Below are 22372 nucleotides of genomic sequence, written 5' to 3' on the forward strand. Positions count from 1 at the left end.
TTACATATTGTGGATGTATTCGTTGTGTAGGTATAATTTTCAGCGGGAATTTAGGAAGAATGTAAAGGTCGGATGAGCGGTGCCGGACGTGCAATCTCAAGAACGAAACAAAGTCGAAATCAGAGTAGCCGCTATGGGTGAGGATCATGTGTTTCTGGTGAGCGGGGGCCAAGCGCATATCGGCGCGATTGCAACGGCCTGTCCGAGCGGTGAGCCGGCAGCCAAGACGGGTTTGCTGTCGTTTCCAGGCCACCGGGAGGCAGAACTGGCGCTGGAGCTGGCGGAAATGGCGTCGATTGCGCTCGGCAGGACGGTGGCCGTCGTGGCCGGGATTCATCTGGACAATCCGAGCAAGCGGGATATCGAGGACATTGTGCTTGAGGCGAAACGGGAAATGAGGCGGGTGCTGGAGGAGCTCCGGTTGGGCGCATAGCCTTTGATTTCGGTCCGAGTGTGTTACACTGCAGCTGTGAAGCGAAACGTACGAAAAAGCTGCCTCAACGTCATCTTCCAATGACGTTGAGGCAGCTTTTTGGCGATCGGCGGCTTAACGTTTGGCTCGTTTTTTTCCGGCATGCCTGATTTGGGCAACAGGTCCGGGATACGGGGCGGGGCAAAATTCATCGCGGACGGTGTACGTATAAATATGCCGCGGAACCGGAACGCAATGATGACGGTTTACGATTTCGACCGGATGGATAATGTCCACCAATTGCGGATGATAAAAATCCCGACAGATTACAATCGGAGGATCTACGATTCGGCTTGCGGGGCATGGATTGCATGACATCAAACCTTCACCTCTTACATGTGGATTTTGACCCTTTACCATATATGTGCCTCTCGATGAGTGTGCTTGTATATTTGTCCCGTTAAAAGGACGGATTCGACCGTTTTTGGGTGAATGATAGGGTTGTACGGGCGGCATTATGGAGAAACTTTTTACCATACGACCTGCCAAAGGAGAGAAAGTTGATGGAATGGACACATGAGACGATGTCCTACAAAATCAGCGACCGCAAGGAACTGCTGCAGCCGGACGTCATTTTGAGCATGCTCCAGGGCAGCTATTGGGCCGCGACGAGAACGATGGAAGCGATGGAGAAAAGCATCGAGAATTCGCTTTGCATCGGCATTTATCACAACGGGGTACAGGTGGGCTTCGCCCGCGCCATTACGGATCGGGCCACCTTTTCGTGGCTGTGCGACGTCATCATTCACCCGGATCACCGCGGCGTCGGCTTGGGTAAATGGCTGATGAAGTTTCTGTGCGCGCATCTCGATCTGAAAAGCACCTGGGTGGGGCTCGAAACGCGCGACGCCCATGGGCTGTATGAAAAGTTTAAATTCGAACGGCAGGAAGTCATGATGCTGCGGCTGCCTGCTTTTTAAAGCACATCGGGTTGATATGCTTGATGCGATGGCGCGATCGCAAAGAAAAAGAGCCGCATAATGCGGCTCAATCTCCGGTCAATGCTCCGAAATGCCGTCCAGAACAGACTTTTCTTCCTGAAGCCTTTGCGTAAGTCCTTCGGCTCCGCTTTCGCTGTCCGCAGCCTGGCGTACGGCCGCCGCCGCATGCCGCAGCGCGTTATCGGCTTCCTCGATCTTGTTCTCCGACGGGTGGGATTCAACCTGGTCCACGGCATGCTGCAGAGCTTCAAGCGCATTTTCCGCCTGGGTGGTTTTCGTTTGTTCGCTCATTTGCAACCTCCTTTAATGGTTTATTCTCGATTGTCGCTGATCTTTATGTTTTGCTCTTGTTCGCTGAATTCAGCCTTGTGCCGGGACGCCGCATCTTTTACGATGTCTGCGGCGCTGGCCGTGGCATCGAGATTTTTCATGCCTTCCTGCGTTTCCTTATCCACCTTGCACACTCCCTTCCCACGAAGATGCCATTATTTTTTCCAAAAAATGCTCGGTTATGTATACGGTTCATTATGCTTTCAATAATGCCACATAACCCGCAGCGTATGTATCGTAAGCCGTACATGCATAAGTGGGATCTTCACGGTCGAATCGCGGCGAAGCCGGACAGTCTTCTGTTTCGCTTGGAGCAATGCACTCTTCAAGCCTTCCAGACGCGCAGGATTAACAGGCGTTGCCGAGGCGTCGCGAGGGTTGACAGTGTCCTGTGAAAGCGTTATTATCGAATCATCTTATTGATTAAACAAGAAAATCGTAACGCTCACAGAGCAAAGTGGGTTATTGCATTTTTTTCAAAGTGGGAACGTTCCCGAAATTTTTGCGTGTTCCGGCTTGGCCGCAAAAACAGGCTGTCGACAACCATTTTCCTGAGGCTGAGCGGAACGACGCGCTATCGGCCGACTGCCGTCGGTCCGGTGCCAAACCCCAAAACGGGAACGTTCCCAAAAATCCGAAACCGGAACATTTTTTCAAATTGAAAAGGGAGAACAGAAAGAGGGATGCCGATGAATCCTACCATTCACGATGTGGCCAGGCTGGCCAACACATCCAAAAGTACCGTATCCCGGTACTTGAACGGGCTGAAGGTCAAAAAAAATACGGAGGAAGCGTTGGAGAGAGCGATCAAGGAACTCAACTTTCACCGGAATGCAAACGCTCGCAGACTGGTGATGAACAAGACGCACACGATTGCCGTCGTCGTGGACGACATCTCCAACATTTTCTACTCGGGCATTATCCGCGGCATCGAGAAGGTTGCGAAGCGGCAGGGCTACAATTGCATATTTCTAAGCTGGACGTCCAATTACAATGATGAAATTTCGTTTCTGAGCATGCTGTACGAGGGTCAGGTCGACGGGATCATTCTTGTCAGTTTCCAGAGGCGCGATCCGCAAAATCTGGCCAAAATCCGGGAATCGCCGTATCCGATTGCGCTGATCGGCGATCACGGCGAATTGGACGGCATTTTCTCGGTGGATGTCGACAACGCCACGGGCGTTGCGGATATCGTTGCTTATCTGCATGGCCTGGGCCACCGCGATATTGCCTATATTGCCGGCCCTGAGCGCGCGGCCGCGAACAAATACCGGTTCAACGGTTACCGACGGGCGATGGCAAGGCTGGGTCTGACCTATCAGCCGGATTGGGTCGTCGAGTCGGACTGGAGCAATCAGGGCGGATATGCGGCAATGAAGCGGCTGCTCAAAACGCAGGGCTTCACCGCCGTCATTGCCTCCAACGATGAAACCGCTATCGGAGCGCTGCGTGCAGTGCAGGAGCACGGCTTCAACGTTCCGAAGCAAATGTCCATTGTAGGCTACGACGATATCTCGATATCCGAATGGGTATATCCGTCTCTGACGACCGTGCGCCAACCGTTCCAGGAAATCGGCCGCAAGGCTGCCGAAGGGCTTTTCAAAAAAATCGAGGGAGCGCAGGGCGAGGAATATCGGAGCCATTATTTGCTCAAGCCCCGGCTGGTCGTGCGTGACTCCTGCGGAAAGCTGACAGGACGAGGAGGACAAAGGGATGCAAACGAAGCTTGACAAATCGCACTACGGCTATTACTTCATTGCGCCGTTCTTCATCAGCTTCGGTGTATTCGGGCTGGTGCCGATTCTGTACACGCTGTACCTGAGCTTCATGAAATGGGACGGCTTCTCGGCTCCGGTGTATGTAGGGGCGGCCAACTACGCGCGGCTGCTGCAGGACAGCTTTTTCTACCAAACGATCGGCAATACGCTGATCATTTGGATCCTGTCGATCGTGCCGCAGCTGACGCTCGCGCTCGTGCTGGCGCTGGTGCTCAACGAGAAGTTCGTGCGGGGCAAGCATGTTTTCCGGGCGGTGTACTTCTTCCCGCATATCGTCACGCCGGTCACGCTGGCCGTCCTGTTCTTCCTGATCTTCGACTGGCAGACGGGCTCGGTGAACAAAATGCTGCTGGCGCTCGGGGTCGTGGGCGAGCCGGTCAACTGGTTCAACAGCCCGATGTGGTCGCGGATCATCGTGGCGGCGGTCACCGCCTGGCAGTACTTCGGGTTCAACATGATCGTGTTCATCGCCGGGCTGCAGTCGGTGCCGGGCGAGGTGTTCGAGGCGGCGGAGGTCGACGGTGCGGGCAAATGGCAGACGACGCTGCGCGTGACGCTGCCGATGCTGCGGCCGGTGTTCCTGTTCACCTTCATCACCTCGGTCATCGGCGGGCTGCAGCTGTTCGACACGGCCTTGATGCTTGGGGACGGGCCGAACAATACGGCCAGAACGATGGTCATGTACCTTTACCAGACGGCATTCAAAAACTTCGATTACAGCTACGGCGCGGCGGTCGCTTACGGCATTTTCATCGTCGTCATGTTCTTCACGGCCATCACCGCCCGGCTCACCATGAAGCAAGAATAGGAGGCGAGCGCCGACATGACCAAATCCTTCCTTACCCGCACGCTGTTCTATCTCTTTCTGATCGCGGTGGCGGTGACGGCCCTGGTGCCGTTCTACAGCATGTTCATTACCTCGACGCATACGAACTCGGATATCGCGCGCAAGCTGCTGCTGCTGCCGGGCGACCAGTTCACGGAAAACTACCGGCGGCTGATCGACACGGTCAACATCTGGCGCGGCTTCGCGAACACGGTGTTCATCACGGTCGCGGCCACGGCGCTGAACGTGTACTTCTCGGCGCTGGCCGGCTTCGGCTTCTCGAAGTACAAATTCCGCTATAAAAACGCGCTGTTCCTGTGCGTCCTGGGGACGATGATGATCCCGGGGCAGCTGGGGATCATCGGGTTCTACAAGCTGATGGACACGTTCCGGATGCTCGATACGTATTGGCCGCTTGTGCTCCCGGCCGTCAGCAACGCCTTCGGCATCTTCCTGATGCGCCAGTTCGCGGACGATTCGGTGCCGATGGAGGTCATCGAGTCGGCGCGGATGGACGGCTACGGCGAGTTCCAGCTGTTCAACCGGATCGTGCTGCCGATGATGAGCCCGGCGCTGGCGACGCTCGGCATCTTCGCCTTCATCGGCAAGTGGAACGATTTCCTGACGCCGCTGATCGTGCTGTTCGACAACGACAAGCAGACGCTGCCGGTCATGATCGCCAGCGTGAAGTCGCAATTCTCCTCCGACTTCGGCGCCCAGTATGTCGGCATCGTCATCTCGGTCGTCCCGATTCTCGTCTTCTTCTCCATCATGTCCAAGCGCATCATCAGCGGCGTTGCCGCCGGCGCGGTGAAGGGCTGAAGTGAAAAATACATTCCCGGAAATCAACGTGGATCAAGCGGCTGAGACGGTCGTTTCGCTTGGCGGGAAACGGCCGGCCCGCCCAGGAAGGAGTCAACCCGGCAATGAGCAGCATACACGAGCATCTCAACCAGCTTCGCATTATTGACGGACATGAGCATCTGGCCACACCGCAAATCCGGAAGCGGGAAAATCACGATTTTTTCTCCCTTATGCATTATTTGGACTCGGATATGGCGACGGCGGGCATGGCCCGCGGCATTCTCGGCAGACATAGCAAGCTGAGTGACGAAGAGAAGGCGAGGCAGTTTCTGACCTACTGGGAACGTACGAAGAACACCACCTATGCGCGCATATTCAGAACGGCGATGGAAGATTTGTACGATATGCGCGATTGGACCGTTGACGGCATTATGCGGGTCAATGACAAGGTCGTTGCCGCCACGCACAACCCGGATTGGTACCGCGAGGTGCTGAGCGAGAAGGCGGGAATCGATCTGGCCTTCACCCTGATTCAGACGACCAGGCTGGATTACGAGCTTTTCCGCCCGATCATGTTTATGGATTTCACCTTCAAGCTGCGGAAGCTGCAGGATATCCAAGATGTCGAGAGACAGTCGGGAACGACCGTCCACACGCTGCAGCAGTATCTGGATGCCGTGGATACGTTAATGCATAAGTACGTGAACGAAGGCATGGTGGCGACAAAGCTGGGCCATGCTTACTGGCGGACGCTTGCGAGCGGCAAGCCGAGCTTCCGGGACGCGGAGCTCGCCTTCAACCGGCTGATGGGCTGCACGCTGGAAGCGGGCATTTCGCAGGAAGAGTCGGTGCCGCTTCAGGACTACCTCATTCATTTCATTATCCAGCGCTCGATCGCTTACGGCCTGCCGATCCAGATTCATACCGGCCACCATGAACCGAGCGTGTCGGCCAACGGCAACATCATCACGAACTCGAACGCCACTTCGCTGCTTCCGCTGCTCGCGGAATACGGGGAAGCCAGGTTTGTGCTGCTGCATGGCGGTTTTCCATATCATGACGCCTATTTGAGCATCGTTAAAAACTATCCGAACGTCTATGCCGATCTGACGTGGGTGTACATTATGTCGCCGTCGGCCGGCAAACGGATTTTGCATCAGATGATCGAAATGGTGCCGATGACGAAAATTCAGGCCTTCGGCGGCGACTACAATCACATTGAGGGCACATACGCGCATCTGAAGCTGGCGAAGAAAATCGTCGCGGATGTCCTGCGGGAAAAAACGGAGGCCGGGGAGCTCGACGAAGCCGAGGCGATTCATTATGCCGACCGTGTATTCCGGGATAATCTCATCGAATTGTACGAGTTGGATATCGACAAGAAACCGGCCGCTCCGGGCGCCGGCGCGAGGTGAAAGCGGTATGTCCGATGCGATGCGAAAAGGAGGAAATGCATATGGGACGTTATAAGCTGGCGATCGTGCATACGACGCCCGTCACGGTGGATCCGCTTAAAGCGTTGGCGCAGGAGACGATGCCGGGCATCGAGGTCGTGAACCTGGTTGACGACTCGATTCTGCCGCAGCTGGCCGTCAACGGCGGGCAGGTAGAGGAGATTCGCGACCGCTGGCGTGAATACGCCCGGATTGCGGAGAAGCTGGGCGCGGACTGCATTCTGAACGCCTGCTCCTCGATCGGCGAGCTGAGCGCGCTCGTCCAGCCGGACATCGGTGTCCCGATCGTGCGGATCGACGATGCGATGGCGGAGCACGCCGTCCGCTCGGCGACCGCGATCGGCGTGGCCGCGACGCTTGAAACGACGCTGAACCCGACACAGCGGCTGCTGCTCGCGAAAGCGGAGAAGATCGGCAAGACGGTTGAGCTCGTTCCTGTGGTGGCTTCCGGAGCTTACCGCAAGCTGATCGAAGGGGATAAGGAAGGCCATGACGAGGAGCTTGCTTCCGTATTGAGGGAGCTGGGCGAACGGACCGAGCTGGTCGTGCTTGCTCAGGCTTCGATGGCGCGCGTGCTGTCCCGGTTCTCGACGCAGGAGCGGGAGCGGTTTCTGACCAGTCCGGCACTCGGCATGGCGTACGTGAAGCGGAGGCTGGAAGGCAGGTGAGCGGGCGGAGTCGGCAAAGCCAATGCAGCGCCGGCCAAGCCGGAAGCTTCCCGCTCCAGCCGGAGTGGCCTGATCGAACGGTTCATCCATAACAATAACGGGAGTTGACCACGTTGAAGAATAAAAAACTTTACATGATCGGCAACGCGCATTTGGATCCGGTATGGCTGTGGCAGTGGCAGGAAGGGTTTCAGGAGGCGAAGGCGACGTTCCGCTCCGCGCTCGACCGGATGAAGGAATCCGATGATTTTATTTTCACGTCCAGCTCGGCGGCGATGTACGAGTGGATCGAAAACAACGACCCCGCCATGTTCGGGGAAATCCGCGAGCGGGTGCGGGAAGGACGCTGGAACATCGTCGGCGGCTGGTGGATCCAGCCTGACTGCAACGTGCCGGGCGGCGAATCGTTCGTTCGCCAGGGGTTGTACGGCCAGCGCTACTTCAAAGAGAAATTCGGCGTCACCGCGAAGGTCGGCTACAACGTGGACAGCTTCGGCCATAATGCCATGCTGCCGCAAATTCTGAAGAAAAGCGGCATGGATTATTATGTGATGATGCGTCCGATGCCGAACGAGAAAGGCCTTCCCGGCCGCCTGTTCTGGTGGGAATCGGATGACGGCTCGCGGGTGCTGACGTTCCGCATCCTGTTCGAGTATTTGTCGTGGGGCAAGGATCTGGAGGGGCACGTCCGCCGCACGCTGGGCGAGTTCAAGGAGCCGCTTGACGATCTGATGCTGTTCTACGGCGTAGGCAATCACGGCGGCGGCCCCACGAAGGAAAACATCGAAAGCATCCGCCGCCTGAACGGGGAGCTGGATCTGCCGAAGCTCGAATTCGCAACGCCGGACCGGTATTTCAAGGATATGGAGAGCTCAGGCATCGCGTTTCCCGTCGTGCACGACGACCTGCAGCATCATGCCAGCGGCTGCTACGCGGCTCATTCCGGCATCAAGCAGTGGAACCGCCAGGCGGAGAACCGGCTGATTGCCGCGGAGAAGTTTTCCGCCCTCGCCTCGTGGATCACGGGACAGCCGTATCCCCTGAAGGAGTTCGACCGCGCGTGGAAAAACGTGCTGTTCAACCAGTTCCATGACATACTGGCAGGCACAAGCCTGGAGCCGGCGTACCAGGATGCGCAATATTTGTTCGGCGAGTCGATGGCGATCGCCGACCGTTCGCTCAATTACGCGATCCAGTCGCTGTCCTGGAATGTCGGCATCGAGCAGGACGAATCGATGCGTCCGATCGTCGTGTTCAATCCGCACGCGTGGGAAAGCCGGGTGAACGTCGAGCTGGAAGTCGGCGGCATCAAGGAAAAGACCGTGCTGCTCGATGACGCGGGCAACCCGGTGCCTTTCCAGACGGTTAAATCCCAGGCCGCGGCCCGCGGACGTTACCGGCTCAGCTTTATGGCCGACTTGCCTTCGATGGGGTATCGCACTTATAAACTGGTTAAGGAATCCGAGTCGATCAAGCCGGTCGGCGAGCCGATCGCGGCGAGCGACCTCGTGCTGGAAAACCGCATCCTGCGGCTTGAATTCGACCGCGCGACGGGCTTCATCAAAAGCCTGCGCGACAAACGGCTGAACCATGAGGTGTTCAGGGGCGAAGCGGCGAAGCCGGTCGTGATCGCGGACGCCTCGGATACGTGGAGTCATGATGTGCTTCATTTCAATGATGCGCTCGATACGTTCAAGGCGACGAGAGTGCTTCGGATCGAGCACGGGCCTGTCAAGTCGGTCATCCGCGTCGTCAGCGAATACGGAAACTCGAAGCTGGTGCAGGATTTCGCCATGTATCCGGACCGCGACCAGATCGACGTGCAGGTGACGGTGGATTGGCGGGAACGGTTCAAGATGCTGAAGCTGGTGTTTCCGGTCAACGTTATTTTCAGCACGCAGACGTACGAGATTCCTTACGGCACGATCGAGCGCGAGCACAACGGCGAGGAAGAGCCCGGACAAAGCTGGGTCGATTGCACGGGGCTGGTGCAGGAAAGCAACCGGGTTTACGGTCTGTCTCTTCTCAACGACGCGAAATACAGCTACAGCATCCATAACAAGGAGCTTGCGCTGACGGTGCTGCGCAGTCCGATTTATGCCCATCACGTGCCGTATGAGCCGGATCCGCACGGCGAATACGCGTTCATCGACCAGGGCATTCAGCGCTTCTCCTATTCGCTGCTGCCGCACGAAGGCACCTGGTCGCAGGCGGGCACCGTGCGCCGCGCGGCCGAGCTCAACTGCAAACCGGTGGCGGTCATTGAAACGTTCCATGAAGGCAAGCTGCCGCAAACGGATTCCTACCTGTCGGTGGACAAGGACAATGTCGTCGTCAGCGTCGTCAAGCAAGCCGAAGACAATGAGGATTTGATCGTGCGCTGCTACGAAACGGCGAAAAAAGCGACGTCCGCCGAAATCCGGCTGCCGAAGTGGAACCGGGTCATCCGCGCCGACTTCAAGCCGACGGAAATCAAGACGTTCCGGGTGCCGAAGCGTGCGGAGGAGCCGGTCGCCGAAACGGGCATGCTTGAGTGGGATGTGGAGTAATATGGGGCGCGAATCGGCTGGATCGGCTGCATCGGTGTCCGCCGAGCTGAGGCGGGCGGGCAAATATATGACGGACAACGGACTGGCGTGGGGCAACGCGGGCAACATCAGCGCGCGCATCGACGGGGACCGTTATCTGATTACCGCAAGCGGCACGTATCTGGGAGAGCTCGGCGAAGACGACTTCGCCGAGTGTTCCTTGACCGACGCGAGCCTGACGCTTCCGGCAGGCCGCAAGCCGTCGAAGGAGGTGCCGATGCACAGGGCGGTATACGAGACGCGCCCGGACATCGGCGCCGTGATGCACGCGTCGCCGTTCTACAGCACGCTGATCGCATGCGCGGCGGAGGACATTCCGTCGAACCGGTTTGTGGAGACGATGTATTATCTCGAACGCGTTGAGCGGGTCGGATACTGCCATCCCGGTTCCGCCGCGCTCGGAGAAGCGGTCCGGGAGAAAGCGCGCAAAGCGAATGTGCTGCTCCTGGAAAACCATGGCGTGCTGGTGTTCGACACGAGCATCAAGGAAGCGCGCATGTCGCTTCATACGCTGGAAATGGCGTGCCGAATGCTGCTGGAGGCCAGAAGCGCTGGCATTGCGCTAAGTTCGGTGCCGGACGAGACCGCACATGATTTTCTTCATCATGCGGGCTACCGTCCGAGAAGGAGGTGGGAAGCATGATCGGCATCGTCTCCGACGACATTACCGGCGCGAACGACATCGGGGTTATGTATGCGAAAGCCGGTCTTCGCACTTATGTGTATCCGATGGATGCATGGCCGGATGAGACGGGCGCCGTGCCGATGCCGGATGTGCTGGTAGTGGACACGAATTCCAGGCTGGACGGCGGGGCAGAGGCTTACGGCAAGGTGTACCGGATGACGCAAGCGCTGAGAGCGGCCGGCTGCGATCGCTTTATCAATAAGACATGCTCCGTCTTCAGAGGCAATATCGGCGCGGAGTTCGACGCCATGCTGGATGCGCTCGGCGTTTCGTTCGCGGTCGTCGTGCTCGGCTTTCCGAAGAACGGACGGACGACGCTCGGCGGAGTCCACTACGTGCACGGCCAAAAGCTGGAGGACTCGGAATTCCGCAACGATCCGGCCAATCCGATGCGGCAATCGAATCTGGTCGAGATCCTGCAGGCACAGACGGAACGCAAAGTCGATTCCGTATCGATCGATATTGTGGAACAGGGCGCCGCGGCGCTGCGGGCAGAAATGGACCGGATGCGCGAGGCCTGCTCTTATCTGATCCTCGATGTGCGCGATCAGCGATCGCTCGGCATCATTGCCGAAGCCGTCAGGGATGAGCCTGTGCTCTGCGGCAGCTCCGCCTTGTCGGAAGAGCTGGCGCTGCTGCCGGAGCTCCGGGGGCGCTTGAACCCGGAGCCGGAGGAAGCCGCATCGCAGGGCACAGAGGGGAACGTATTGTGCGCGGCCGGCAGCTTGATGCCGCAAACCGCGGCGCAGATCGCATGCGCCAAGCGGGAAGGCATCGCGGCTTATGAGCTCGATTCGCTGCGGCTCTTGCGAGCGGAAGAGAAATCGGCGCATGTGCGCGAGGTCGTGGACAACGTCTGCGGTGCGCTGGAGCAGGGGCGTGACGTGCTGGTTCATACCACAACCGACGTCGCACGGATCGCCGTGACGAAGAGAGCCGGCCGATCGCTCGGGATGAGCAACACGGACGTCTCCCGGCTCGTGTCGGACGCGCTGTCCGATGCCGTCAAGGCGGCTGTGGACCGTGCGGGCGTTCGAAAACTGCTCATCGCGGGCGGCGAAACGTCGGCCGCGGTATGCGCCAAGCTCGGCATCGGCGGCCAGCAGGTTTTGCGCGAAATCGAACCCGGGCTGCCCTCGTGCCGCTCGCTTGGAAAGCCGCCGTACGATTTGGTGCTGAAATCCGGCAGCTTCGGCGGCGAAATTTTTTTCATCAAGGCGGTCCGGCATTTAAAGTCGCTGTAGGCGCGGCCGGGCAAGGAAAGTCCAAGCCGGGCGCGGCCGGGTATACCATTCACTAGGAGGACCCCATGCTCGAATATAACGAAAAGGGATTATTCCTTTCATCCGATGCGACACCGCAGCATATTATGGAAGCATTCTCCGTCGCGGCGCGGCTCGATCCCGCGGAACCGCCGGTTGCGCTCGCACCGGACGGCTATGAACCGGCCTCGGGCGCGGACCGCAGCGGGTCGTACGAGGGCGTTGCCGCCCGGTACCGCAATGAGGCAGGAACGATCGCCGTTCGCTTGACGCTGCGCGCTTACAGCGATGTTGTGCTCGGCTTCGTCGCTGCGGAGACCGTTAACGACAACGATTTCGGCAAGCAGCGGACCTTTGCCGCTGATAACGGCATTGAGCTGACTTTCCGGCCAGCGGAGCCGATTCAAGGCTTAATGGCCAATTACCGGCATAAGGATTGGTGGACCCGTCCTTTCTTCGGTACGGAACCGGCGGCGCTTCCGGCGCGTACGCAATCGGTGCTGTGGCGGACGGCAAGCGGGTACCGCCATCTGCTGCCTGTGACCGGGCCGGTATACCGGACGGACGCAGCGGGATCGGCGGGCGGCTTCACGCTTCGCCTGTCCTCTCATCAGGGCGGACATACGCGCTGCGAGACGCTCGCTTTCGCGCTTGCCGCCGGCCATGATCCGTATCGGCTGGTGCGGGACAACGTCGACCGCTCGCTGAAAGCGCTTGATTATCCGACGCTGCCGCGCGAACGCAAGACCTATCCGGCTGTTCTGGACGAACTGGGCTGGTGCAGCTGGGACGCTTTTTATCACAAGGTGAATGAAGAGGGGCTGCTGACGAAAGCGGACGAGCTTCGGCGGCTTGGTCTGCCGGTCGGTTGGGTGATGATCGATGACGGCTGGTCGGACATTCGGGACGGCAAGCTGGCGGCATTCGAGGCGGACAAGGAGAAGTTTCCGCAAGGGCTGGCCCATACGGTTGCCGTGTTGAAAGAGCAGTACGGCATCAAACGGGTCGGGGTGTGGCATACGGTCGTCGGCTATTGGGGCGGCATTCACCCGGAAAGCGATATCGCCAAGAAGCAGAGGGACTCGCTGTTCCGGGTTCCGCGGGGCAACCTGGTTCCGTATCCGGAGGCCGGCAGGGGCTTCGGTTTCTGGCATGCGTGGCATTCGTTCCTGCGCCGCCAAGGGGTCGACTTCGTGAAGGTGGACAGCCAGAGCGCCGTCCTTAACTATATGAAGGATCAGCGGTCCATCGGCGAGGCGGCGGCAGCCGCGCATGAAGCGCTCGAAGCATCCGTGGCGCTGCATTTCAACGGCACGATCATCAACTGCATGGGGATGGCGGCCGAGAACGTGTGGCACCGGCCCCAATCGGCCGTGTCGCGGAACAGCGACGATTTCGTGCCGCAGGAGAAGCGCGGTTTTCCGGAGCATGCGCTGCAGAACGCGTACAACTCGTTCTACCACGGCGCGTTCTACTGGGGCGATTGGGACATGTACTGGACCAAAAATCACGACGACGTGCAAAGCGCGGTGCTGCGCGCCGTCAGCGGCGGACCGATCTATTTCAGCGACGCGCCGGGCAATACCGATCCGGCCAACGTATGGCCGCTCATCTATCGCGACGGGAAAATCATCCGCTGCGACGCGCCGCCGAGTCCGACCGCGGACTGCCTGCTGCAGGACCCGACCGAGGCCGGCATTCCGTTGAAGCTGTGGAATACGGCCGGCCGCGCCGGCGTCGTCGCGGCATTCCATATCGGCAAAGCTGCCGAGGCGGTGGAAGGCACGGTCGGTCCGCGCGACATTCCGGGGCTCCGGGGAACGGAATTCGCGGTGTACGAGCATTTTTCCCGCAAGTGCGGGATCATCGGGCTCGAGGGCGGCGTTCCGTTCCGGCTCGAGGAAGGCGGATACGCCCTTTATACGGTCGTACCGTTGACCGGCGCCGCATCTCCGATCGGGCTGACCGATAAATACGTCCCGTCGCATGCGGTCGGGAGCGTGCGGCAGCAGGAGAAGAGGACGGTTATCGGGCTTCGCGAAGGCGGGGTGTTTGCTTTCGTCTGCGGCATGGAGCCGGTCCGCGTGCTTTGCAACGGTCAAGCGATTCAATACTGCTTGGCCGACGCCGGATCGCATCTGTACGAAGCGGACTGCCGCGGCTGTGCAGGAGCCGCAACGATTGAAATCGTGCTGCCTTGACCGGCGGTTATTCACTTTGCGCGACCGGCGGCGAGTTCAGAAACGTTGCGTTACAAGGGAGGGATGGACATGAAGCTTTGCTTCAAGGGCGATACAAGCGGGCTGGCGGCCGGCATTGAGGAGCTGGCGGATGATCTGGGCATTTCCGTCGCAGCGGACGGCATCGAGATCGAGACGATCGTGTCGGATGACGGGGCGCTTGAGGCGTCTTACCGAAACGGACAGGGTTTGATCCGTTATAAGGAGCCGATCCATTTCTACAGGGCGCTGGGGCTCTGGGTTCAACACAAACGGGAGCGGAACGGGAGCGGGTTCCAACGGATCGAGACGCCGCGTTTCGAGACGAACGGCGCGATGGTCGATGTGTCGCGGAATGCGGTTTTAACGGTCGACACGGTTAAGCGAATGCTGAGAGCGATGGCGCTCATGGGCTTGAACCGCTTTATGCTGTATACCGAGGACACGTTTACGGTTGAACGCTATCCGTATTTCGGCTATATGCGCGGCCGTTACACCCCGGATGAGCTGCGGGAGTGCGATCGATATGCTGCGCGTTTGGGCATTGAAATCGTGCCGTGCATTCAGACGCTCGCCCACCTGACGGAAGCGCTTAAATGGAATTATGCCGCCGAACTTCGCGATACGTCGGACATTTTGCTCGCCGGCAGCGACACAACGTATGACTTTATACGCGAGATGATCGGCTCCATTCACGCCTGTCTGGGCAGCAAAACGATTCACATCGGAATGGACGAAGCGCATCAGCTCGGCCTTGGGCGCTATTTGGAGCAGAACGGCTACCGCAAGCGCTTCAATATTATGAACGGGCATTTGCGCAAGGTTATCGACATTTGCGGCGAATTCGGGTTGCGTCCGATGATTTGGAGCGACATGTATTTCCGCCTCGCCTCCAAAACCGGCGGGTATTACGACCGGGAAGCGGTTGTGCCGGAGGATGTGATTGCGGCGATGCCGGCGAGCGTTCAGTTTGTTTATTGGGATTATTATCATGGCGACGAGTCCTTTTACCGTGAATTTATCGGCAAGCATAAAGCTTTCGGCTCGATGCCGGTGTTCGCCGGCGGCGTCTGGACATGGGGGAGCGTCGCGCCGAATTACGGCAAAACGTTCATCACGACGGAAGCCGCGCTTCGCGCCTGCAAGGCCGAAGGGGTGCGGGACGTATTCGCTACAATGTGGGGCGACAATGGGGCGGAAACGAGCGTATGCGCGGGCTTGGCCGGGCTGCAGCTGTTCGCCGAGCACGGCTACGCGGATGAGGTCGAACGGGATGAGCTGCAGCGGCGCTTCCGTCTGTGCACGGGCGCCGAACTGGACGATTTTCTGAGCCTCAACGCGTTCGACGCGACGCCCGGCGTCGCCGAGGGCAACATGCATGAGTCGAATCCTTCGAAGTTTCTGCTGTGGCAGGATGTCCTGATCGGTTTGTACGACGCGAATGTGGTGCCGTATCCGATGGCGGAGCACTACACCGCGTTGGCGGCAACAATGGCCGCGGCCGCGGCGCGCGGCGGCGTGTGGCAAGGCATGTTCGCCTTCTATGCGCAGCTGGCGCAGGTGCTGGCGAAGAAATGCGATGCCGGCATCCGGTTGAAAGCGGCATATGACCGTGGAGACCGCGCCAAGCTCGGCGAGTTGGCGGAGGAGCTGCGGACGATCGGTGCGGAAGTCGACCGTCTGCGGAAACTGCATCGCGCAAACTGGTTTGCCGAGAACAAACCGTTCGGCTGGGAAGTGATCGATATCCGGTATGGAGGCCTGTCGGCAAGGCTGGAGACGGCACGGCAGCGCGTCGCGGATTACTTGAACGGCTCCGCAGCGCGAATCGAAGAGCTGGAAGAGGAGCGGCTTTATTATGACGCGCCTTGGGTTATGCCTGCGGGGGCGCTGGGCCGGGGAGCGTACCACCGGATTGTGACCGCGGGAGCATTTTCCGGATAATACCGCCGGAGAGGGTGGATATGATGCTGCTGGCCATTGATATCGGCACGACCAATGTGAAGGTCGGACTGCTTGACGAGCGGGGCTCGGTCATCGTGCATAAGGACTGCCCGAACCGCAAGCTGCGGCACCGGGACGGATACGTCGGCTACGACCCCGAGCTGCTTTGGGCGACTGTTGCGCAGCTTATGAAGGAAGCGGTTGAATCGGCCGGCGGCCCTTGTGTACGGGCGGTCGGCATTGCAAGCATGGCGGAAAGCGGACTGCTGGCGGACCGCGTGACCGGCCGGCCGCGGACGCACCTCATTCCCTGGTTCGAGACGGTGTCCGTCCCACAGGCGGAACGGATCAAACGAGAGGTAGATGTGCGTGAGCAGTTTGTTCGTACCGGCTTGCTGCCGTCGTTCAAGCAGGGGCTCTCGAAGCTGCTGTGGTTGAAAGAGATTTCCCCCGAGTCGCTTAAGGGAAGCGTTTGGCTGTCGGCGTCGGCTTATATCGCATACCGTCTGACGGGGCGTATGGCCGAGGACTACACGCTCGCGGCAAGAACCTTCGCCTTCCGCATCGACCGGAAGCAATGGGATGAGCCGTTGATCCGGCACTTCGGGTTGCGTCCGGAACTGTTTCCGCCGGCATGCCCGGCCGGAACGCCGGTCGGCAGTGTGCTTCCCGAGGCGGCAAGGCTGCTCGGGCTTCAGCCGGACACCGTCGTCGGTCTGGCCGGCCACGACCATGTTTGCGCATCGTTAACCGTGCCCGGCGCGGGCTCCGGCGGTGTGTACAACTCGATGGGAACGGCCGAAACGATGGTCGGCACCTTCGCGGAAAGGGCGCTGGAAGACGGCGATTACGCATCCGGCTTGTCCTTCGGCCTTCACTCCGTGGCGGGAACGATGTTCTGGATGGGCGGGCATTCGACTTCGGGGGGGTCCGTGGAATGGATGCGCGAACTGATCGGCGGCGGGAATCTGACCTATGCGCGAATAATGGAACTTCTGGAAGAGCCGGTCTCCGCATGCGGCCATGGACCTACCGGCATTTTATTTTTTCCTTATTTGTCGGGGAGCGGGGCGCCTCAAACGAATCACGCGGCCAGGGCGGCGTTCGTCGGCTTGACGGCACGGCACGGCGCAGCGGACATGCTTCGGGCGGTACTGGAGGGCAACGCCTACCAAATGGAGCTGCTTCGCGAACGCGCGGCCCAAGTCGGCGGCAGTCCGATTCATCGGATGGCCGTTGTGGGCGGCGGCGCCAAAAACCCGGCGTGGCTGCAAATTAAAGCCGACGTCTCCAACGTCACGTTGACGGTGCCGGATCTGACCGAAGCGACGCTGGTCGGAGCGGCCCTTACCGCCGGGGTGGGTGCCGGCGTGTACGCCTCTTTCGGCGAAGCGATGCGCGCGGCCGCTTCGGCTGCTTCAGGCGCCCGGATGGTAAGCCCTGACGCCGGGCGCAATGCGCGCTACCGCCGGGTGTACGAGCACGGCTTCAAAGCGCTGGCCGGTGTGTTGGCCGGATACGGCGAGTGGCTGCATGAAAAAGGTATCGGCTCTATGTAGCTCGGGAATCGTCCGGGGACGGTCCGCACTTCCGGTCTGGAATTGCAGGGTGAACCGACTTCGTGTATGATAATGGCAACTTTTCGTAAAGCAGGGGTTGCTATGAGCGTACATAAAGGAAAAAATATACGCCACGTGAAAAATCTTAACCGCTATGTCATCCTCCACTTCATTCGGGATCACGGTCCGATTACGAAGGCGGAAATTGCGGCGAGCACAAACCTGACCTTCACGGCGATTAACAATATCGTGGACGAGCTTTTGCGCGAGCGGCTGATCCTCGAAGCCGGTTATGATATTTCCAGCGGCGGACGGAAGCCGGTTCTGCTCGATCTTAATCCGGATGCGGTCTTCACGATCGGCATTCACCTGAACGCATCGACGATTAAGGCATCGGTCATTAATTTTAAAGGAGCGGCCGTTGCGCAGGAGGAAACGAAGCTCAACGCCGGAGCCGGCCGCGATATCATCGTGGAACAAATTTTCCGCGCCGTCGATGCCATCATGTCCAAGCAAGGGCTGCCGAAAGAGCGGTTCGTAGGGATAGGGGTTGCCTCGCCGGGTCCTTTGGATCCGTATAACGGCGTCATTTTATCTCCGCCCAACATACCGGGACTTGCGTCCGTACCGTTAAAACAGCTGCTTGAAGAGCGGTTTCCAATGCCGGCATTGATCGAGAAGGACGCCAACGTGATGGCGTTGTCCGAGCTTTGGTACGGAGCGGGCCGCGGCTTGAACAATTTAATTTATATCGATGCGGATCTAGGGATCGGCAGCGGAATCATTTTCAATCGTAAAATTTATCATGGCTTCCCTTACGGCGCGGGGGAAATCGGGCATGCCACGATCGAGCTCGACGGTCCCCGCTGCAACTGCGGCAACTACGGCTGTCTGGAGGCGGTCGCATCGGGCATGGCGATCGTGCGCCGGGCGGGACAGGAAATCCGCCGGGGAGTCGCCAGCGAATTGGCTCCGATGTATGTGACGGCCGAGGATACGGTCGATATTCATGCGGTTATGGAAGCCGCCCAAAACAAAGACGTACTCGCCGCGAATCTGCTTAACGAGTCAGCCCGGTACGTCGGCATAGCGGTGGCGAATGTGATCAATCTGATTACACCGGAAACGATCGTTATCGGAGGCCTGCTCGCAAACAAGCATCCGCAGTATTTTGAACAAATCAAGTCGGTGGCCATGTCGAGATGCTTTGCTTCGTTTCACAAAGAGATGATGATAAACGCGTCCGAGTTGAAGGAGCAGGCAGGTGTGATCGGCGCGGGCACGCTTGTGCTGGAACAGTATTTGTCGAATGAATGAAGGCCTCTTCGGGCTGTTTGCCGTATTCAGCCAGGGGTGAGTAGTTATTGAACTTTATTTAAGATGTTATCCAAAAATAACGTTTACATATAGACAAGATTGAGTTTTCTGACTATAATATTGCTATACTTATTAAACATTATTCAATAAGTTTGTGCCGGAATTCAATCTTTTCGAGTGTGAACTGTCGAACGAAAGGGGTGATGCCGGCTAGTTCGGTCATCGAGCACCATGCAGTTCGGGTCTACGTGTACCACGGTTAACCGATTATAAACCATCCGAAGGGGAGAAGCGTCTTGAAAACAAGGAAATGGTTTACTTCGATTTTGTCCGTCTTTCTGCTTACCGGCTTGCTTGCCGCATGCGGCGGGGGCAACAACGCGGGCGGCGGCAATGCCGCTGACGGAGGCAATGCGGCCGACAGCGGCGCGGCAACGAACCAATCGGCCGGCAATCCCGGCAACGCGGGAAATGCCGCAGCCGACAACGCGGGCGGGACGAAAGAGCTGTCCGGCAAGCTGGTCATCTGGACTTATTTCGATCAAGTCGAGCAAATGGCGGCGAAGTTCATGGAGAAAAACCCGGGCGTCACGATCGACGTTCAAGTGTTCCCGGGCGACCAATACGAAACGAAGCTGATGTCGGCGCTGCAATCCGGCAAGAATGTCCCGGACATTATCGACCTGGACAGGGGCTACATCGGCAAATACCTGGACACCGAATATCTGGCCGATCTGTCTGCAATGGGTGGGGAAGAGCTGGTGGCGGACTATCTGCCGTACGTTGAAGCTTACGGCCGTTCGTCCGACGGCAAGCTCAAGGCGATTTCCGACAACTCGTCGCCGGGCGGCTTCTGGTACATTCGCGACGTCGCGAAGCAATATCTCGGCACCGACAATCCGGACGAGATCAGCGCTATGGTCGACAGCTGGGATAAGGTCATCGAGCTCGGCAAAAAGGTGTACGAGCAAAGCGGCGGCAAGGTTCGTCTGATCCAAAGCGCAAGCTCCCTTTTCGACATCGCCGCTTACAATACGGAGACTTGGGTAAAAGACGGCAAGCTGACGATCGACACCAAGTGGCAGGAAACGTACGAAACGCAGCTGGAAATGCGCGCAAGCAACGTGGACGCCAAGCTTCCGTTCATGTCCGCGGGCTGGGGCAACGCATTGAACGACGGCTCCGTCGTCCTTACCGCAATGCCGTCTTGGGCGGTGTTCATGGTGGACAACAAAGACGGAGCGGCCAAAGGCAAGTTCGGCGTAGCCAAAACACCGGAAGGCTTCGTCCTCGGCGGCCGTTATGAGGCCATTTACGAGAAGTCGCCCAACAAAGAACTGGCCTTTGAAGTCATGAAGTTCATTGCAAGCCCGGAATGGCAGGAGCAGAACCTGGCGGCCACCGGCAACATGCCAGGCAACAACAAAGTGTTTGAGAACCTGCAAGACACGTTCAAATCCGATCTGTTCGGCGATCAGCTTATCCTGAAGGTGTATGCCGAATCGATGCAATCGATGCCGCCGCTTCAAGCGAACAAATACAATGAAACGATTTTGTCCAAGTGGGGCAAGGTGGCCGGGGAAGGCCTGGATAACAACACGAAATATGAGGATGTCGTCGCGCAATTCAAGAAAGAAGTGAAAAACGCATTCCCGGAAATCAACGTCGACTAAATACGAAGAAAGTCCGCGATACGGACCGTTGCTAAACATAAATGGCTGACAGCTCGCGTTAACCGACGCTCAAGAAAGGGGTCAGGCCGCTCATGATCCGACTATCGGATAAGCTCTATCTGTACCGGGACACATGCCAAGTCTATATCGTGAAAAATGGCGCCCAGGCCGTCCTGATCGATTTCGGAAGCGGCGATGTGCTCGACCGGCTCGCGGACATCGGGATCGCGCGAGTCGGCGCGATTCTGATGACGCATCACCATCGGGACCAAGGGCAGGGGCTCGGCCGCGCGGTGGAAGCGGGCATTCCGGTCTGGGTGCCCCACAGCGAACAGGATCTGTTTGCCGCCGTCGACGCGCACTGGCAGGCGCGGGAAATCTACAACAATTACAACGTTAGACAGGACCGCTTCTCTCTCCTTGAGCCGGTGCCGGTTGCCGGGACGTTGAAGGACTACGGAACGCAGGTTTTTGCCGGAATCGCATTTACGGTCTTACCGACCCCGGGTCACACGATCGGCTCGATCACCCTGCTTGCGCAGCTGGACGGCCGGCGGTTGGCTTTTACCGGCGACCTGATTTACGGTCCGGGCAAGGTATGGTCGCTGGCGGCAACGCAGTGGTCCTACAACGGCGGGGAAGGGCTGGCTTACACGGCCGTCTCGTTGCTTGAGCTTCAGGAGCGCGGCCTGGATTGTCTGCTGCCGTCACATGGCGAGCCGATGGAGGCTCCGGCGGAGGCGATCGGCTCCCTGATCGGGCGGCTGCGGGAACTGATGGAGCTGCGCGGGCAATACCGGCAGCTGCTGCCGATGCAGGAGCGGCCGTTCGAGGAAATAACCCCCCGTCTGCTGCGCAACCGGACGAGCATGGCTAATCACTACGTGCTGCGCTCGGAGAGCGGCAAGGCGCTGTTTTTCGACTTCGGCTACGATTTCATGATGGGCTTGCCCTCCGGCTGCGACCGGGCGTCCCGCAGGCCGTGGCTGTACACGCTGCAAACGCTGAAACGGCAATACGGCATCGACCGGGTGGAAGGGGTTGTTCCTACCCATTATCACGACGACCACGTGGCGGGCATTAACCTGCTTCGGGATATCGAAGGCGCGCAGGTGTGGGCCGCGGACTCGTTTGCGGACATTCTGCGCAGACCGGAGCAATACGATTTGCCCTGCCTCTGGTACGATCCGATCCCGGTTGACCGCGAGCTGCCGGCAGGCGTTCCGGTCCGTTGGGAGGAGTTCGAGTTCACGCTCCACCCGCTGCCGGGCCATACGCTTTACGCTGTGGCGGTTTCATTGGAGGCGGACGGCAAACGTATCCTGATCTCGGGCGACCAGTACCACGGCGACGAAGGTTTGCTCGAAAATTACGTCTACCCGAACCGGTTTCGGATCGACGACTTCGTCGAGAGCGCGGCTCTGTATGAATCGCTGCAGCCGGAAATCATCGTTACCGGCCACTGGGCTCCGCTGCACGTAAAGCCCGGGCACTTCGCCGAATTGGCGGCAAGGGGCGGTACGCTGGCCCGCCTTCACCGGGATTTGCTGCCGCTTGAAGATGCGGATTTCGGAGCGGAAGGCTTCGGCGTGCGGCTCTCGCCCTACCAGGTGAATGTGGCGGCCGGGCAGGCTTTTGCCGTAGAGGCGGAGGCAGTCAATCCGTTCGCGCACGACGCGGCGGCGGAGCTGCGGCTCGTGCTGCCGCCCGGCTGGCGGGCAGAGCCTGCGGCGGCGTCGGCGCCGCTTCCGGCGCGCGGCGCGCGGCGCGGGCCGTTTTTGCTTAACCCCGCGGGCCCGCCCGCGCCCCCCCCCCGGGTTTGAAACGAATTTATCGTATTAGGCCCAACGGT

At 58.9% G+C, this 22372-nt stretch carries 18 protein-coding genes; 16 read left to right on the forward strand and 2 right to left on the reverse strand.

Features of this window, described 5'->3' with window-relative positions; translation table 11 throughout:
- Window positions 1-88 precede the first annotated feature (88 nt).
- Together RWM61_RS16630 and RWM61_RS16635 are read left to right on the forward strand one after the other, a co-directional pair.
- Window positions 89-433 (forward strand): hypothetical protein, encoded by a 345-nt coding sequence (locus tag RWM61_RS16630; RefSeq protein WP_399538873.1) that lies wholly within the window; start codon window positions 89-91, stop codon window positions 431-433.
- A gap of 542 nt (window positions 434-975) precedes the next feature.
- The gene (locus tag RWM61_RS16635; protein WP_314002835.1) at window positions 976-1392 is read left to right on the forward strand and encodes a GNAT family N-acetyltransferase; all 417 of its coding nucleotides are present in this window, start codon (window positions 976-978) and stop codon (window positions 1390-1392) included.
- Window positions 1393-1470: 78 nt separating this feature from the next.
- Here RWM61_RS16635 and RWM61_RS16640 read toward each other — a convergent pair whose 3' ends face one another.
- A complete protein-coding gene (locus tag RWM61_RS16640; RefSeq protein ID WP_314002837.1) occupies window positions 1471-1704 on the reverse strand; it encodes a hypothetical protein in 234 nt (77 codons plus the stop codon).
- Window positions 1705-1724: 20 nt separating this feature from the next.
- A complete protein-coding gene (locus RWM61_RS16645; RefSeq protein WP_314002839.1) occupies window positions 1725-1868 on the reverse strand; it encodes a hypothetical protein in 144 nt (47 codons plus the stop codon).
- A gap of 564 nt (window positions 1869-2432) precedes the next feature.
- On the opposite strand from RWM61_RS16645, the gene RWM61_RS16650 reads away from it, so the two are divergent.
- The 14 genes from RWM61_RS16650 to RWM61_RS16715 all read left to right on the forward strand — a co-directional run bounded on the left by RWM61_RS16650 (window position 2433) and on the right by RWM61_RS16715 (window position 22343).
- Window positions 2433-3473, forward strand: a complete 1041-nt coding sequence (locus RWM61_RS16650; RefSeq protein WP_314002841.1) for a LacI family DNA-binding transcriptional regulator — start codon at window positions 2433-2435, stop codon at window positions 3471-3473.
- Window positions 3457-4329 (forward strand): sugar ABC transporter permease, encoded by an 873-nt coding sequence (locus RWM61_RS16655; protein ID WP_314002843.1) that lies wholly within the window; start codon window positions 3457-3459, stop codon window positions 4327-4329. Before RWM61_RS16650 ends, RWM61_RS16655 begins: the two co-directional genes overlap by 17 nt.
- A 15-nt stretch (window positions 4330-4344) precedes the next feature.
- Window positions 4345-5169, forward strand: a complete 825-nt coding sequence (locus RWM61_RS16660) for a carbohydrate ABC transporter permease (protein WP_314002845.1) — start codon at window positions 4345-4347, stop codon at window positions 5167-5169.
- 104 nt (window positions 5170-5273) lie between these two features.
- Window positions 5274-6566 carry an amidohydrolase family protein gene (locus RWM61_RS16665; RefSeq protein WP_314002847.1) on the forward strand — a complete coding sequence of 431 codons (1293 nt, stop codon included), beginning with the start codon at window positions 5274-5276 and terminating at the stop codon, window positions 6564-6566.
- Window positions 6567-6607: 41 nt separating this feature from the next.
- Window positions 6608-7273, forward strand: coding sequence for an aspartate/glutamate racemase family protein (locus RWM61_RS16670; protein WP_314002849.1), 666 nt, complete (start codon window positions 6608-6610; stop codon window positions 7271-7273).
- A 113-nt stretch (window positions 7274-7386) separates the two neighbouring features.
- Entirely contained in the window at window positions 7387-9822 is a 2436-nt protein-coding gene (locus RWM61_RS16675; RefSeq protein WP_314002851.1) for a glycoside hydrolase family 38 C-terminal domain-containing protein, read from the forward strand.
- A 1-nt stretch (window position 9823) separates the two neighbouring features.
- On the forward strand, window positions 9824-10504 hold the full coding sequence (locus tag RWM61_RS16680; RefSeq protein WP_314002853.1) for a class II aldolase/adducin family protein: 681 nt from the start codon (window positions 9824-9826) through the stop codon (window positions 10502-10504).
- Window positions 10501-11790 (forward strand): four-carbon acid sugar kinase family protein, encoded by a 1290-nt coding sequence (locus RWM61_RS16685; RefSeq protein WP_314002855.1) that lies wholly within the window; start codon window positions 10501-10503, stop codon window positions 11788-11790. Before RWM61_RS16680 ends, RWM61_RS16685 begins: the two co-directional genes overlap by 4 nt.
- 65 nt (window positions 11791-11855) lie before the next feature.
- Entirely contained in the window at window positions 11856-14009 is a 2154-nt protein-coding gene (locus RWM61_RS16690) for a Sip1-related alpha-galactosidase (protein ID WP_314002857.1), read from the forward strand.
- A gap of 69 nt (window positions 14010-14078) precedes the next feature.
- A complete protein-coding gene (locus tag RWM61_RS16695; protein ID WP_314002859.1) occupies window positions 14079-15971 on the forward strand; it encodes a beta-N-acetylhexosaminidase in 1893 nt (630 codons plus the stop codon).
- Between the two features lie 20 nt (window positions 15972-15991).
- Complete coding sequence (locus tag RWM61_RS16700; protein ID WP_314002861.1) at window positions 15992-17530, forward strand: FGGY family carbohydrate kinase; 1539 nt, start codon at window positions 15992-15994, stop codon at window positions 17528-17530.
- Window positions 17531-17632: 102 nt separating this feature from the next.
- A complete protein-coding gene (locus RWM61_RS16705) occupies window positions 17633-18847 on the forward strand; it encodes an ROK family transcriptional regulator (protein ID WP_314002863.1) in 1215 nt (404 codons plus the stop codon).
- A 296-nt stretch (window positions 18848-19143) separates the two neighbouring features.
- Window positions 19144-20520 (forward strand): extracellular solute-binding protein, encoded by a 1377-nt coding sequence (locus RWM61_RS16710; RefSeq protein WP_314002865.1) that lies wholly within the window; start codon window positions 19144-19146, stop codon window positions 20518-20520.
- A gap of 92 nt (window positions 20521-20612) precedes the next feature.
- Window positions 20613-22343, forward strand: a complete 1731-nt coding sequence (locus tag RWM61_RS16715; RefSeq protein WP_314002867.1) for an MBL fold metallo-hydrolase — start codon at window positions 20613-20615, stop codon at window positions 22341-22343.
- Window positions 22344-22372 lie beyond the last annotated feature (29 nt).

It is taken from the genome of uncultured Paenibacillus sp. (genome assembly GCF_963515335.1).
In the GTDB taxonomy this organism is placed as follows: Bacteria; Bacillota; Bacilli; order Paenibacillales; family Paenibacillaceae; genus Paenibacillus_I.